At 35.0% G+C, this 15,167-nt stretch carries 9 protein-coding genes; 1 reads left to right on the plus strand and 8 read right to left on the minus strand.

The window, feature by feature from the left end; translation table 11 throughout:
- Positions 1 to 232: 232 nt before the first annotated feature.
- From ACFSX9_RS10825 to ACFSX9_RS10860, 8 genes are all read right to left on the minus strand, one after another.
- The gene (locus ACFSX9_RS10825; protein WP_379807523.1) at positions 233 to 493 is read right to left on the minus strand and encodes a hypothetical protein; all 261 of its coding nucleotides are present in this window, start codon (positions 491 to 493) and stop codon (positions 233 to 235) included.
- A complete protein-coding gene (locus tag ACFSX9_RS10830) occupies positions 484 to 4,950 on the minus strand; it encodes an RHS repeat-associated core domain-containing protein (RefSeq protein ID WP_379807525.1) in 4,467 nt (1,488 codons plus the stop codon). The genes ACFSX9_RS10825 and ACFSX9_RS10830 overlap by 10 nt, the downstream gene beginning before the upstream one ends.
- The gene (locus ACFSX9_RS10835) at positions 4,950 to 5,210 is read right to left on the minus strand and encodes an Imm17 family immunity protein (RefSeq protein ID WP_379807527.1); all 261 of its coding nucleotides are present in this window, start codon (positions 5,208 to 5,210) and stop codon (positions 4,950 to 4,952) included. The genes ACFSX9_RS10830 and ACFSX9_RS10835 overlap by 1 nt, the downstream gene beginning before the upstream one ends.
- A gap of 188 nt (positions 5,211 to 5,398) precedes the next feature.
- A complete protein-coding gene (locus ACFSX9_RS10840; RefSeq protein ID WP_379807529.1) occupies positions 5,399 to 6,742 on the minus strand; it encodes a hypothetical protein in 1,344 nt (447 codons plus the stop codon).
- 8 nt (positions 6,743 to 6,750) lie between these two features.
- The gene (locus ACFSX9_RS10845; protein ID WP_379807531.1) at positions 6,751 to 8,544 is read right to left on the minus strand and encodes a type VI secretion system Vgr family protein; all 1,794 of its coding nucleotides are present in this window, start codon (positions 8,542 to 8,544) and stop codon (positions 6,751 to 6,753) included.
- A gap of 384 nt (positions 8,545 to 8,928) precedes the next feature.
- Positions 8,929 to 10,272: a hypothetical protein gene (locus ACFSX9_RS10850; protein WP_379807533.1), complete on the minus strand. Its 1,344-nt coding sequence runs from the start codon at positions 10,270 to 10,272 to the stop codon at positions 8,929 to 8,931.
- Positions 10,262 to 11,611 carry an Asp23/Gls24 family envelope stress response protein gene (locus ACFSX9_RS10855; RefSeq protein ID WP_379807535.1) on the minus strand — a complete coding sequence of 450 codons (1,350 nt, stop codon included), beginning with the start codon at positions 11,609 to 11,611 and terminating at the stop codon, positions 10,262 to 10,264. The genes ACFSX9_RS10850 and ACFSX9_RS10855 overlap by 11 nt, the downstream gene beginning before the upstream one ends.
- 845 nt (positions 11,612 to 12,456) lie before the next feature.
- Entirely contained in the window at positions 12,457 to 13,374 is a 918-nt protein-coding gene (locus tag ACFSX9_RS10860) for a neutral zinc metallopeptidase (RefSeq protein WP_379807537.1), read from the minus strand.
- A gap of 368 nt (positions 13,375 to 13,742) precedes the next feature.
- Between ACFSX9_RS10860 and ACFSX9_RS10865 the strand changes: the two genes are divergently transcribed.
- Positions 13,743 to 15,158, plus strand: a complete 1,416-nt coding sequence (locus tag ACFSX9_RS10865; protein ID WP_379807539.1) for an L-serine ammonia-lyase — start codon at positions 13,743 to 13,745, stop codon at positions 15,156 to 15,158.
- The last annotated feature ends 9 nt before the right edge of the window (positions 15,159 to 15,167 follow it).

The following is a 15,167-nucleotide window of genomic DNA, read 5'->3' on the forward strand; positions in this document are numbered from 1 at the left end:
TTCGGATGGCTGGAGTTTATTGTCATTAGAATGTTTGTGGGTACGGATTGCAAATCTTTGCTATCGGGAGCAATAATTGTAATTTTTAATAACCTTTGCTTTTTAGAATTAAAAACAAAGAGTTTCATTAAAAAAGCGTAGCTTTTTAACGAAAACTTTGAGCAAAGAAAAAGCCACAACTATCGCTGTGACTTTTAATTTTTTATGCTTTAATTTTTAGCTGTCAATTATTCTAATCTATTATCTCTGAAATATTTATATTTAATTTGTCTTTTACCAAAGTAATTAGTTCTTTTTCGGTTAATACAAATTCGGGTCCTGAATCAATTATCATAATATCCTCAACCACTTCATATAATATTTTATCTGTTATTTTATTATTTAAATAAAAATCAAAAGCATATTTGGTAGCTATTTCTGGATTATACCCTTGTTTAACTATTAATTTCAATCCTTTTATAAAATCTTCTTTAATTTTTTTTTCTAATGACATCCTTTTATTGCTTTTCCTGAAGGTGTTGCTTTTCCTGCATCTATATCAGCTTTCGTTGGTGGATAATGTGGTAGGTCGACTTGAACTCCATTAACCATTTTTGGATGAACCCTATTGACTTTTCCTGAATGGTCATAACTTTCCATCCAAGAACGAACATTTCCTGTTTTCGGATCATATTCGGTAACATAAGAAGCTCCTCTTGTAGGTCCAGGGGCTCGAGATGCTCTTTCTGCTCCATAATAACGTGTTCTTCCATCAGGCAATACTCGTGTGTTAGCTGCATTTGATGAAGCTTTTTCTAATGCACTTAATTTGCTATTAAGTTTACCCAAATCTCCATAACTTAACCCAAAAACATCCAACCACCCATTCGGATCATGAACATAAGCATATAAATTCGGCTCACCACTAATCAACCCAATCGGATCCTGACTTATATATCTTCCTTCCTCAGGATCGTAATATCTAAAACGGTTATAATATAAACCTGTTTCAACATCCTCATATTGTCCTTGATAACGGAAAGGACATGAACCAATCTCCCCTTTGTCAATGCGTAGTTTTCCGTAACTGTCTAATGAACCTTCCCAAATGGTGTCGCCTTGTTCACTTAATAAATGTGTAGGAGTTCCTAAATGATCCGCTAAAATACTGAATTTTTTTTCACCTCGCAACTTGGCAACCGGTGAAAAATCATCTTCGTTGAAAACCCAAGTTATCGTATCTTCTGTGAGTGCGTCTTTGGTTTCAAAAGTCTTCCATTCGTGCAGTGGTTTGTTTCCGTCCCAAAGCCAATGCGTTGTAGTACTTTTGAACTTCTTGGTAAGTCTTCGCCCAAACACATCATAGGTAAACGATATGATTGCGCCATCTGGCCTGCGCACTGAAGCTAACATGCCGTTTTCTTGCCAACTATAAAGCCAATCTCCTAATTTCCAAATCGGTGGCAGTTCATTCTGTAAGGTAATAAGTCGTTTCGTTTTTAAAACTAAATTCCCTAAATCGTCATACTGGTAATAAACGCCTTTATTTCTAAGAAGCTTGCCTCCTGTGCCATAAGTTCTATCGGTTCTATTGCTGGTTACAAAAAGGTTTCCTACCTCATCTGGATTTCGCAATTGTGCCACTCCTCCTTGATAATGTGATTTGCTTAAATTACCCCAACCATCGTACTCAAAAGAAGAAAGTCCTGAATTGTTGTCATCAACTTGATTCAAACGATTGTTTACACCCCAATAATAGGTGCGTTGTATTTTTGTGGCCCTTTTACTGGCAACTCGGTGCTTTTTAATGCGTCCGATGCTGTCTCTTTCCCATTTGCTGTTTATATTTCCTGGCAAATGTTGTTCTACTGCTAAACCAAATTCATCGTGTATTGTTTTACTTTCCCAGCCCGAGGCTTGGTGCGTTACAATATCGCCCATGAGGTTGTACTCCATATTGATGACCGCACCCATGCTGCTTGTCAATCCAGAACGACGGCCTAATTTTGTGTATTCGCTTTCTACCGTGCCATCATTGCTCTTTTCAGCAATCATATTTCCGGCTTTGTCGTAGGCAAATTCCACTGAACTGTTTGGATTTGCACCCAAAACAAGCTGTCCGTTTTTATAATCAAAACATTCTACAAAACCGTCGTTGTATGTTTTTTTAAGTACTCGGCCGGCTTCGTCATGTTCATAAACAATGGTGTGTTGTTTGTTTTTGGTTTGCTTTTCTACCCAACCGATACTGTTGCGCTCATAAGTCTTTGTAATACCATCAAAACTAACTTCTTGGGCTACTTCTCCATTGGCGTCATACACAAAGGTATAAAACTCTTCCTTCTCATTAATTACGTTTCTCAGTTGCCCTTCGGTATCGTACTTAAATTCTAAAGTAGCTTTGTTTTGTGTTCTTGTGCGCAACTTGCCCATGGCGTTGTAACGCATTTCTATTTGCTCTTGCTGATCTTTGTAATAAATGATGTTGTCTAGCGCATCATAAGTCATTTTTTGCAGGTTGCCATCCGGTAATCGCACTTCAGTAGGTCGGCCTAATTTGTCAAACTTCCTGCTAATTTCATTGCCTTTGACATCTTTTTGTAAAATGCTGTTGCCAAAATAATCGTGCTTAATTTCTTCAGTCGTATTATTTGGGAAGATAATTCTGCACAGCTGCGCATATTCATCATGTTCTAAATGTGTGACTGCCTCTTCTGTATTCGTAATTTTATACAACAGACCGTCTTGATAATCGTAATGCGTTTTGGCCCCAGCCGGATTTTGCTTCATCACTAAATTTCCGGCATAGTCATATTCCCAAATCCATTTACCACCAGTAGCATCTGTTGCTTCGGTCAATAAAAACGGATTACTACCATCAAAATATTCGAATAAAACAGTTGCTCCATCGGTATCTGTAGCCGTAATGACATTGCCATAAGCATCATGCGTTTGCCCTTTTATCTGGTCTAACGCATTTATTTCGTACTCTAATTCATCAAAACTGTTAAATACAGATTTATGAATGCCGCCTTTAGGATCTACTTTTTCAATTACAATACCATTTCTATGGTGGTAAGTGGTGACATTTCCTAAACTGTCTGTGGCTATGGTTGTATTTTCTTGATAGTCTAAAGTATAATGTAAAAGTCGGCCATCGCCCCAAGTTTCAATACATTTAGCACCAATCTGTGCGCCATCATATCGGAAGTGAAAAACCGCGCCATTACTCCAAATTTCTTTGTGCAACAAGTGATTTTCATATTCAAAAAACATGGAATACCCTTCTGCATTTTTATGTTGGATTAAATCATCTTCCTCATCATACGTATAAGTTGCTAGAACTGCTTTTTCATTAACATTTCTTGGATTTTGAGTTTCAATTTTCTCCAGTTGGCCTTTGGCATTATTGGTACAAACTAGCACCCTTGATGCACTGTCAATAATCTCGATTAAATTTCCGACTGCATCATATTTTAATCGGATTGCAAAACCATTTGTATTGGCAATAGAAGTCAGCAAATAATCGTTTTGCCTGGCCGGATAAGCTGTTTTTGAAAAATTATACAGCAAGCCGTTCTGATCTTTCACATAATAAAAGCCGTCTTGATGTTTGTTTAAAAACATTTTTTCGGACCTGTTGTATCTTGGCTCGTCGATGCTTTCTATGGGAATATTATCAAAAAGCGCTGCTCTACCATCGCCCATTCTTACGTTAGCGAAACGCGTTGCTTCATCAATTTTAATTCCCCAGTCTAAACTATGGTGCCAGCCCGAACCTAATGGTCCGTTATATTCACTGGAGCTGTACCAAATGCGTTCAAAAGCAAGTGGAATTTGACCTGGTAAAAAGAAATCTTCTTCATCCGTAAATAAGAAACCACCCGCCACGTCAATAGGATGTCCTACATAGGTTTGGATCGCTTTTCGAACGAGTTTATTTCCACCAAATTTATTATTTAAAGTGTGTAATTTTCTAGAAACTCTATTACACGATTTATTTTTTCTCTTTAGTTTTGCGAAACCTCCTTTAAACAAACTCTTCATGACAAAGAGCGGATTAATAGGCGAAGGCACTAAATTTGTTAATACGGGTTTCCCCGATGGAATAGGCATAATCATCCCACTAGGAATAAAAAGCTTCATTCCTATTGCTTTATTGCTGACATCATGCGGTGTAAAAACCCCAATATCCCAACAATCATTATGTAAATGGGGCGTACCTCCTGTCAAAGGCATTCCATCTGCTAAAACAAATAAACTACCTAGTAAGGCATGCCCATGATTTTTAGTCACCATTCTGGAATACACAGGGTGAAAACCAGCGCCCATAGGAAAATGTGGGATTGCTTTAGAAGGCGTTGAAGCGGTTACTCTTGGCAGAAACCCACCAATTTTAACGGTTGCACCTAGCATTCCTATTGCTATAGTTGCCAATTGATGACCTAGCGCTTTAGCATCTTGTGTGTTTGCTGCGCCTATATCTTCTCTTGTAGATTCTTCTTCAAGCGGTTCTGCTAAATCTGGCGTAGGAAGAATCGTTGCCAAAGCTGTTGCAACAAAATCTGCTGCTTTGAACATCATTCCTATGTAAGGATGTGGCATGGGAACTGGCGCCGGACTTGGTGGAATCGTTACCATGTGCACATCAATTCCCATTACAGGATCTGTTTGCTTGGCTACAGGTAAAATGGCTACTCCTTTAAAGACCGCTAATTTTTCTAGCAAAGGCATCACCATTGCTTCAGACAAATTAGACCCAATGCTTGTTACATGATTAAAAGTCGCTAATGCTCCTTCCGCAGCAGAGATCGTGGTTCTAATAGCCTTTTGCGAATCTGTTGCATTTTTATGGCTGGTAACCTCACTGTTTTTATCTGCAATACTTGCGTAAGAATCCTTGGCTTGCGTAGCTTTATCGGTAATATTACCCTTAATCTTTGCACCAATTGTATCGTTTTCACTACTCATTATTTCACCTTATATAAAGCAACCCATAAAACACCTACTAAAGCGCAAATTCCGGCTACAATATAAATTAAAACTCTAACTGTTTTTCTTCCAAAATTATTAGCCATCCAAGTTCTATTAAAAGTCCCCATTCCACCACCAGGAGCAACAATCCAGTCCCAGTCTTTGTAAGCACCAAAAATAAAAAAAAGAGATACAACGATCATTACATACCCAAAGTCTCCTTGATTGTTTTGAAAGTATTCTGCGATTTTTTCCATTGTTTATACGTTTTATGTGAGTTTATAAGTAGTTTACTACTTTGTTTTTTATTTTGTTTATATTATTATTATAGTATTGAGATGCTGAAACGAGTGCAGCATGACAAACGAGGCGTGATTTATTTTTTGATGCTACAACGATGACGAATCTTCGGGGCAGCATGACAAACGAGTCGCTTTTTTTCTTTTTACTGATTATTTTGTAACTCAGGATTATAGATGTTAGCGATATATTCTTTCCAACCGTCTCCATAAATGGTTTGAAGATGATTTTCTATTCGTTCTATGGAAAGCGAAACGCCTCCTGTTTTCATAAGCGCATTAATCAGCAAGGGAAAACTACTGGCTTTTACAACTTCAGGTGTGGCGTGTTCTGAAATTTCAAAACCTTTCGTTAAATAACCGGCTGCTTCTTTAGAATAGCCAATTTTATTAAAGGCATAAGCCGCCATGCGACAACTTTCAATTCCCATGACCACATCCCTGCACTTGGTATAACTTTCTTCGGATTTTGTAAAATCTGTTGATGCGTTAAACCATTCCTTTTCTTGACAAAACAATGAACCTCGGTACAATAAAGTTTGTCCTACAAGGCGTAAACTGATTTCATCATCAATTTGACCTTCACATTTTTGTGCTGCAGTAACCGCTAAATCAGCAAATTTAATTGCCTTTTTAAAATCTTTATGTCCAATTTGGTCGTTGCTTAGCGCTGTATAAACGGTTACAATTTGGGTAATCCAATACGGATCTTTTTCAGCATTTTTCAGTGCGATCCCAATGCAATTATTTCCATGTTTTTCGGTTTCGGCTTTTTTTCTTTTCTCGATAGCTTGATACATTTTTGTAAATTCTACTCGAAAAGAAGTGGCAGGATCTCTGGGATCTCCCATTGCCGCAACTTGTTCTATTGCTTTGTCCATTTCTAGATCACAAACGATAGTTACTACCTTTTTATTGTTTTCATCAAAATCATCAAAATGTATTGGAAAACTATTTTCTTCTGCGATTAAGATTCTGACTTTTTTACTGTCGATTACTTTCAAAGCGTCTTTCAACCATTGTTTTAACTTGCTAGGTTCTGAATAGGTATCCGTAATAATAGCAACACCATATTGATCTTCTTCTAAACCTAATAAATCAATGCAATTTGAAAAATTATGAATAAAATGCAACGCCTTGTTCGGGTGTTTTTCGTACTGATTATCCAGCACGAAGTCAATCTTAAAATCTTCAATTCCTTCGCCTTTATTGGATGCGTTCCAAACTTCTATTACTTCGGCTAATTCAGTTACTAAATCCGTACTAAAAGAAGCTTGATCTGTAAAAAGCGTTTCAAATTTAACTGGAATATCATCCACATCCGTGTCAACACCTAGCATATAATTAAAAAAACAATCCATCATTTCCTCTTCGTTCTTTTCATAAAGCAATCGAACCAGTTTAATGTTTGTATCGTCTTTTGTATCTTCCCACTTTTCTCCTAATTGTTCTATTCTTTGTTGAATGGGATTTGACTCTTTAATTTTCATAAAAAACCCTAGTTAAGTTTTACTATAGCGCCTGTTATAACCGTTTGTCCCGTAGCATCAATGGTAGTTTTACTATTCCCTTTTACGGTACTGGTATTCGTTCCATCCACCATTGAGTCTATACCAGATAAAGTGGCTTTACCTCCTGAACTCGCTAAACTCAAACTAGCTTTTTCACTATTTATATATACGCTATCTGAACCATTTATAGAAACCACTTTCGAATCTATTGATACGGAGCTTTTACCAGAAATAGTAATATTATCACTACTCACCGCAATGTTACTGCTGCTTGTAATTGTGATGGTATCCGTTCCATCAAGCACAATTGTGTTGCTTCCTGATTTATCTGTAATTGTGATGCTTCCTTTTTCGTCATCAAAAAGTATATTTGCGCCAGATCTTGTCTGAATTACCTTTTTGTCGTTATTAGGTGTTACGAAGCCAGAAACTTCATTTCCGTTGTACATACTTCCTAATACGAATGGTTTTTCAGCATTTCCTGCTTCGAATGCCACTAACACTTCTTCTCCTTTTTCGGGTATGAAATACATACCTTTTCCAGAACCTGCATGTGGATTTGCCATTCGGATCCAAGGCGTGTGTTCTTCTTGCCAAGCAAATTTTACTTGCACTCTTCCTAATCCTGCAGGGTCGTTGTTATCTGTAACCGTTGCAGTTTGTGTATCTGCCACCGGATGACTGTGTACATTTCCGTAAGGCGGCGCCAAAACATCTTGTGGCACTGCTTGAAAACTATTATGATATGATCCAGATTCATCGCACACATGCGTAATATCCGTCACAATATAACTTCCGAAATTTTGTTCTTGTAAGCCGTCTGCTAAATTTCCAGTTAATGAAAAGGCGGGTTCTTGAATTGAAACTACGTCACCGATACGCAAACCCGTTTCATCGCTATCGCCTTTAGCCGTAACTAAATCTGAAGCTCTTGAATGCAATTGTGTCGTAACGCGATCCATTAAATGTGTTCTTGCGCTTCCTTCCTCAATAGCATGCGTGTAAAGCATTGTTGCTGCTTCTGGAAACAGTTTTTGAGAACGCTCGAATGCTACTTTTGAATAGCCTTCCGGCTGGTAATTAGCTTCCGATGCATTTGCTTTTTGCGTCTCAGCACTTTTAGATTCATAACCTATGTATTCTAATCCAAGTGGTTTAGTTCGCATTTCGATATTGAAACTATGCAAAGAGCGACCATATTCTAAGGTAAAATTCTTTGAAGTGGGTTGGCCAAAAATTAATTCTTCGCCATTATAATAAAACCATTGCCCTTTCTTCTGGGCTAAGCGTGCTAAAAATCCGAAATCGCTTTCGCGATATTGCACGGTATATGGCAACGACCCGTCATTATTTACTTTTATACTTGGTTGCAATTCCTTTTGTCCATAATTAGATGTGATTTTCTTCACGATATCTGACAAGGATTGTTCTGCGTATGATAACGTTTTGGGCATACCCTCCATAACAATTGTAGGACTATAACCGTTGATAATAATTCCTCCAGAAGCACCAGAAGTACGAATCATTTGGGCTTCCGTAATGATTCCGTTAAATACAAAAGGAGCGGTAGTTGCAAGACTAGTTGCTGTAATCTCTACTTTAATGGGTTCACCAATGTAGCTTTGTGCTTTATCTATCGCTTGATTTACAAATTCTTTTGGCAAAGGTTGTAGTACAGAAAACGTATGGTGCGTATGCACTTTTTGATTGATAACTAATTTAGAAAAACGTGTAAGTGTTTCACCTCCAATAGTGATACTGATTTTAGTACTGATGGCCATAAAAAGGAATTATAAATTGTTATTCGCAAATTAGAAACTTGCTTTAGTAAGCGAAAATAGTAAAATATATTGAGTTCGAAAGTGCATTGTGTTTTTTGTACTAAAAAAGTCGTTAAAATGCATTTATTATCGATATGTTGCAGATCTTCCGAAAAATAATTTCAAAATACATTCATTTAAATGGCTTCGTTCGTGCTATTTTATTTACAGTTGGAAATTTGACGGAAATAAAAAATAGGAGTTAACTCTAAAAATTAAAATTGGTAGTTTTTGAGATGCTTTTATCTGGCTTATTTATTTTGGAAGTAAACGCTATAATTTGTACTTATTGAAAGCTTGTAACTTCGCGCTTTAGCGTAACTATATGAAAATCAATGCTTTGTTTTAATTGTAATGTTCCTTTATTTCATTCAAAATTTGAAAAACCTCTTCATCATTATTCTCTTTGTATCTTCTTGCCCAAAATGTATAAAGCCAAACAACTTGACCTTTACTATAATCGCTAAGTATAGAATCATAAGTGGAAAAATTAGCACTTGATTGCACAGATTTGATTATTTTTTTTGAGAAAAATCCTTTTAAATCAATGAAATAATCATTTCTTCCAAAGTGACGATCATCATCACGCGGCATGGTCATTATGTTATAAATCTCATCTAACTTTTTCTCATCATCATATAACTCATAATGTGTTTGAAGAAGCAGTTCTGTTAAATTTTTCAATCCCGATTCCTTGTATATTTCTTCGGGTATTAGATAGTAAATCATTGCTCTATAACTTTTAAATGCACTTGCAAGCTTTACAGGATCATTACCCATTTTATTCATAACCTTAACGGTAGCATCTAGAAGATTAACGTCTCTTGGCGCATCTATAAAATGACCAACGCTTCCCTCTTTTCTTAGTATTATATAATCGTTAAAAACGTTGAGCAACACATGTAACGTACTATCTTTATCGTCTGAAGGATTTTCCCACAAATCTGCAAAATAAGCACCTGTTTTTAAAGAACTTAAATCTTCAAAAGGCAAATTATAGTTCAAGGCCTCGATACTGTCTTGATATCTTGTATATTCAGATTCCGAATATGTTTGACTATCCCCAGACTCAACCATCCGCGTTTCATCATATTCACTTTCATTTACTGCACGCGCATATCCCTCTGTTTCTGGCTCATCTGAATAAGCACTAACGCTTACCGCAATAAAATAGCTAACAATCAAGCCTTGAAGCAAAAGAAAACCTACTAATGCCCAATTACTTTTTTTCTTTTTAGTTGCCACTGAATATAAAGTGCCAAAAAAATAGCCCGTTGCAACACAACAAACTAGATAATCAAAACCGTTGAAATCTTCGAAGGATTGATATATTCTTAGTGTTTTTAAATCATGAATTAAGAAAAAAATTGGCACTAATAAAAACAAGATAACTGTATTAATTAGAGAGAAAATAAATAAATTTTTCCAAATCACTGTAGTAAAACTTCTTACACCAGTTGTTTGCGATTCTTCTGTTTTAAGAATTGATGAAATAATTTTAGAAAATAAAAGAGCGATCATCAATGCGAAAAGAGGAAAAACTAACCAAATACAAATTTCTTTTAAAGTATAATTTTCTGAACCATGAGGACTAGAAAGCATATAACTTAAGACAGCCATTACTAGTGTTGCGCAAAAAACAACGATTGCATTTATTTTAAAGAAGTTATTAGTACTACTATTGGTCATAATGCTTTTTTATTTCATTTAAAATATCTAAAACTACTTGTGTGTTTCCTTCCTTCTTTCTTCTTGCCCAAAAGCTATACGCCCATATTTTATCTGCATTATATAACTTACTTTCATCATTAAAAACGAATTCATCCATTTTACTTTCCGTTTTATCAGAAATAAAAGGTTTGATAGCGCTGTAATTAATGTATTCTACCCCGTTTCTACTGTTGGTTTCCATTACAGTAAAAATCGCATTTAAAGTATTTTCCGGATTTTCGTCCGAATAAATATCATAATAAGCCAATAGCAAAATTTCAATAAAAGAATCGACTTCGTTTTTAGTGTAACTTTTCACAGAAACAACTTCATACAGTACATCTTTGTACGCATTAAAAGCTTCTCTCATAACATCCGGATTTCTGGCAATTTTAGCACTAATTTTTCTAAAATATCCATATCCTTTAGAACCCTCTTTTTCAGAAAACTTCTTATTTACAGCATAGAATTCGGAATAATACCTCAATTTGTTTATAGTATTTTTTCCATTTTCGAACAAAAGACCAGTTGCTACTTCAGTGATTGCACTTCTAACATTTTCTTCGTCATTAGAAGGTTCGTTCCAAAGATCTGAGAACGAAAAATAATACTCATCACCACTTTCTTCGTACTCCTCTCCTGTATCTCCGTACTCATCCTCGGCTTCTTCAGTAGCGGTAACTTCCGTCAACACTTCTTCTATATAACCTGCATATGATCTCGCTTCATTTTCATAATGACATTCCATTTGCAACTTTACACCCAAAATTAAGGGGATAAAGGCTAAGACAAAGCCGAATATAAGTGTAACTATTCCTAATGCCTTATTCTGATTCCATAATAAATTTGAACTGAGTAATAAAGCGCCAACAAAGAAACTCGCTACGAATTGACTTATTAACACTGGAAGAAGATAATCGTTAAACCTATAGGGATAATATAAAATCATTTCAAATGGTGCGGTTATATAGATGAAAACGCCTAATGCTACAATCAACATCGAAATAATTAAATTCCCGTAGCAAGTTAGTTTCCAAAATTTCTCTTTTCTAACTCTTTTTTCAACAACTTCTTGGCTTAAACCTTTGTCTTTGCTTTTAGAGTTTACGAATAAACCAATTAAGAAAGCTACTACAGCACTAATAATCAATAAAATACCACCTAATTCTAAAACGAAATAAAATTCAAAAGGATGTATATAAGGAATTCTAATAATGTGCTCGCGTGCAGGAGGTTCATTTATTAAAAAATACACAGAAACTACAGTGATTAATAAAACCTGTATAAGCATTGTAATTTTGTAGAAATTTTTTTTCATAGTTTTTCTTTTTGATTTACTCGCGCGTGCTAAATTGGAAATCTTTTTTATTATTCAGCACTAACTTCACTACTTCACCCTTTATTATAGTATGCTACAAATTCAATAAAAGTTATTATTTTAAAACCATTCTAGATTTATGAATATAACCGTGTTTGTAAAAAAGGTTTTTTAGTCTTCAATTATTTACACAGATCTCCAGTAGCATAAGTAAACTCAACGTAAGTACCCGCTTTTAATTTGTTAATCACTTTTGAATTTCCGTTTTTATCGCTTCTTAAATTAGTGTAACCGTCTGGATTGCTAATTATTTTTCTAGTTTGATTTAAATAATCTACTTCAAAGGCATATTAAACATATTCTCTATATTTTTAATGACCATAAAATTTATTATTTCTAATATCTTCTAGCAGGAATCGATTATTTAATAAAAAAGAATGCACATCGCCACAAAATATTCCGCTGTTATTTCGACCGTAATATTGAATCACTTTTTTTAAATAAACACACTATATCGGAATTTTTATTTCCTTAATACTTCTTATAATCAATGATACGATCGACGAATTTAGAGAATCGAAAAGAAAAAAACGAATTAAAAACATTTTTATTACTTTCACACCTACTTTTTAGAAACAACAAAAAAACAACTTAATTAGTTTTAACACATTATTAAAGAAGAAAAAATCGATGAAAATTTTTATCGATATTAATAATAGTTTGATGAAATTCGTACAAAATAACTAAAATATACTTCCTACTACTTAGCGAATCTACTGAAAATTGTACGCAAAAAAAAGGATTGCTAAAAAAGCAATCCTTTAATTAAATCTTATAAAAAAGTCTTATAGGTTTCTATATTCCTCATCTGACATTTCACCGTTAGCAATTTTTCCAAGCTCTTCCATATGTGTTAACATAAAAGCATGAAATTCTGGAGTTACAGAACTTGGTTGAGCCATTCTGTATGTTCCGTTTAATACACCATTATAGTAATAGAAGAAGTTTGAATCAAAACTAGTTGCTGTTAACTTAGCATTTTGTGGATCTGCGAATAAAAATCCAAGACGAACTGCAGATTTTCTTTGTGCAGGCGTTCCATGGTGTCCTCCGCTGTTTGTATCATAATCCCCAATTGCAGAAGCAGCTTCATAAGCAGTTGCAATTGCAGCAAATGATGATTTACCGTAACCTCTTCTTAAATAGTATCCTGCCATACCATCTGCTTCTAATTCACCAGCTCTCGCAGTGTTTTCTTGTCTAGAAGGTAATCCGTAAGCATACTGTAATTGATGACCGTACTCATGAGCTAAGATCATTACGTTAATTAAATTAGATCCGTCTCTGTTTTTAGCCCATTTGTAAATTTCTTCACCATAATAGATTTTACCACTAGAATAAGACATTGCGTTAAATGTAGATCTTGGGTTAGATAAATCTCTAACAAATCTAAATAAAGGCGCAGCAACAGAACTTCCTCTCCAGAAAGTTTTAATAGCTACGTTTTGTGAAACTAATAAATCTGCACCAGATGTACTTCCACTGTTTGGTAAGCTAGTGTAAAGATTTGCAGATGATGCCCAAGCATTGTCTACATAAGAACATGAACCATCATGATCTGAACCGTGTTCGTCTACTGGACCAACCATAGTTTCTGCAGATGCATCTACAGGTTGAACATCTTCATTGTCTGAACAAGATAAAACTAAACCTGACATAAAAAGACCTGTCAAAGCGTAAACGAATTTTGTTGTTGTTTTCATTGTTAAAAAAAGTTTATAGGTTAATAATTATGCAATACTACGGAATTAAAACAATACAAAACAACTTTTTTTAGAAAAATAATCTACATAATTACATTTAATTGGTTTTTTACACCGAAAATAGGCTTTTAAACAATAACTTAGATTCATCATAAAATAATACTAAATACTCAGTCAAACACCATAAAACCTGAGATTATTAAAAAAAGCTAAGATACTTTATTGAGTCAAAACAACCATTAAATCAAAAATAAATATCACATTATTATTACAAATTATGAGAAATATCACAATAAAAAAACTTGATTCAGAATATTATCTTAATTGGTTTTAATAAGTATCTTTGTGAGTATAAAATTAATATTACGATGGAATTTATATCTGTTTTTGACATGTTAAAGATTGGCGTTGGCCCATCAAGTTCTCACACATTAGGTCCATGGCGCGCCGCTGAAAAGTTTTTAGCGGAACTAAAAAAGCGAGATTTAGTAGATCAAGTTAATGGGATTAAAGTTGATTTATACGGTTCATTATCGTTAACAGGAATTGGTCATGCTACTGATTTAGCTTTGATGCTAGGATTGAGTGGCGCAGATCCAGAATATATTCCTATAGAAAGTATTGATGTTATTATTACTGCTATAAAAAACAAGAAAGAAATATTCCTAGGAGGTCAGATTATAATTCCGTTTTGTTACGAAACAGACATTGTTTTTAATCGAAGCTTTCTTCCTTTTCATGCCAATGGTTTAATCTTCACCGCAACAACTGATTCAGAGACTTTTTCAGAGACTTACTACTCTATCGGTGGTGGATTTGTTGTAAAAGAAAATGAAGAGAAAAGTGATAATGACAATGCAAAAGAAGTTCCATTTCCTATTGAAAAAGGAGATGAGTTATTAGCTTATTGCAAAGCAGAAAACAAAACAATATCAGAAATTGTATACGAGAATGAAAAGGCACTCCGACCTGAGGAAGAAATTCACAGTGAGTTAATGCGAATTTGGGATACCATGTTAGAATGTATGTACATCGGTTGTCATTCAGAAGGGATTTTACCTGGTGGATTAAAGGTTAGACGACGCGCGTACGACATGCATAAGAATTTAATAGGCGTTTTACCTTATGACAGTCCTTATTCATGGTTACAAAACATAAGACAGACCGAAGTTAAATTCAGACAAATTTTAAAATGGGTTAGTTGTTTCGCTTTGGCAGTAAATGAAGTAAATGCTGCATTAGGTCGTGTTGTTACTGCTCCTACAAATGGAAGCGCTGGAGTTATTCCGGCAGTTTTAATGTATTATTTAGTAATTGAGAATCACGAAGCAGGAGAAAAAGAAATCAAACAATTCTTACTGGTTGCAGGAGAAATTGGTTCTATCTTCAAAAAAGGAGCTACCATTTCGGCTGCAATGGGTGGTTGTCAAGCAGAAATTGGCGTTTCAAGTGCTATGGCTGCCGCGGCTTTATGTGAACTTATGGGCGGAAGTCCAGCTCAAGTTACAATTGCTGCAGAAATTGCAATGGAACATCACTTAGGCTTAACTTGTGATCCTATAGGTGGTTTAGTGCAAATTCCTTGTATCGAAAGAAATACTATGGGTGCAATAAAAGCAATTAATGCGGCGGAATTAGCTTTAGAAACTGATGCTTTAAATGCAAAAGTTCCTTTAGATAAAGTAGTTAGTACCATGTGGGAAACTGCTAAAGATATGAATACAAAATATAAAGAAACTTCTGAAGGTGGGTTAGCAGTAGCTGTTGGATTAGCGGATTGTTAAAATTAAAAA

This window comes from Flavobacterium ardleyense (genome assembly GCF_042686085.1).
Taxonomy (GTDB): Bacteria; Bacteroidota; Bacteroidia; order Flavobacteriales; family Flavobacteriaceae; genus Flavobacterium; species Flavobacterium ardleyense.

Bases quoted from the DNA above. Each gene is read 5' to 3' on its own strand.
- ACFSX9_RS10825 (WP_379807523.1), bottom strand. From the start codon at position 493: ATGTCATTAGAAAAAAAAATTAAAGAAGATTTTATAAAAGGATTGAAA.
- ACFSX9_RS10850 (WP_379807533.1), bottom strand. From the start codon at position 10,272: ATGACCAATAGTAGTACTAATAACTTCTTTAAAATAAATGCAATCGTT.
- ACFSX9_RS10830 (WP_379807525.1), bottom strand. From the start codon at position 4,950: ATGAGTAGTGAAAACGATACAATTGGTGCAAAGATTAAGGGTAATATT.
- ACFSX9_RS10840 (WP_379807529.1), bottom strand. From the start codon at position 6,742: ATGAAAATTAAAGAGTCAAATCCCATTCAACAAAGAATAGAACAATTA.
- ACFSX9_RS10835 (WP_379807527.1), bottom strand. From the start codon at position 5,210: ATGGAAAAAATCGCAGAATACTTTCAAAACAATCAAGGAGACTTTGGG.
- ACFSX9_RS10860 (WP_379807537.1), bottom strand. From the start codon at position 13,374: ATGAAAACAACAACAAAATTCGTTTACGCTTTGACAGGTCTTTTTATG.
- ACFSX9_RS10845 (WP_379807531.1), bottom strand. From the start codon at position 8,544: ATGGCCATCAGTACTAAAATCAGTATCACTATTGGAGGTGAAACACTT.
- ACFSX9_RS10865 (WP_379807539.1), top strand. From the start codon at position 13,743: ATGGAATTTATATCTGTTTTTGACATGTTAAAGATTGGCGTTGGCCCA.
- ACFSX9_RS10855 (WP_379807535.1), bottom strand. From the start codon at position 11,611: ATGAAAAAAAATTTCTACAAAATTACAATGCTTATACAGGTTTTATTA.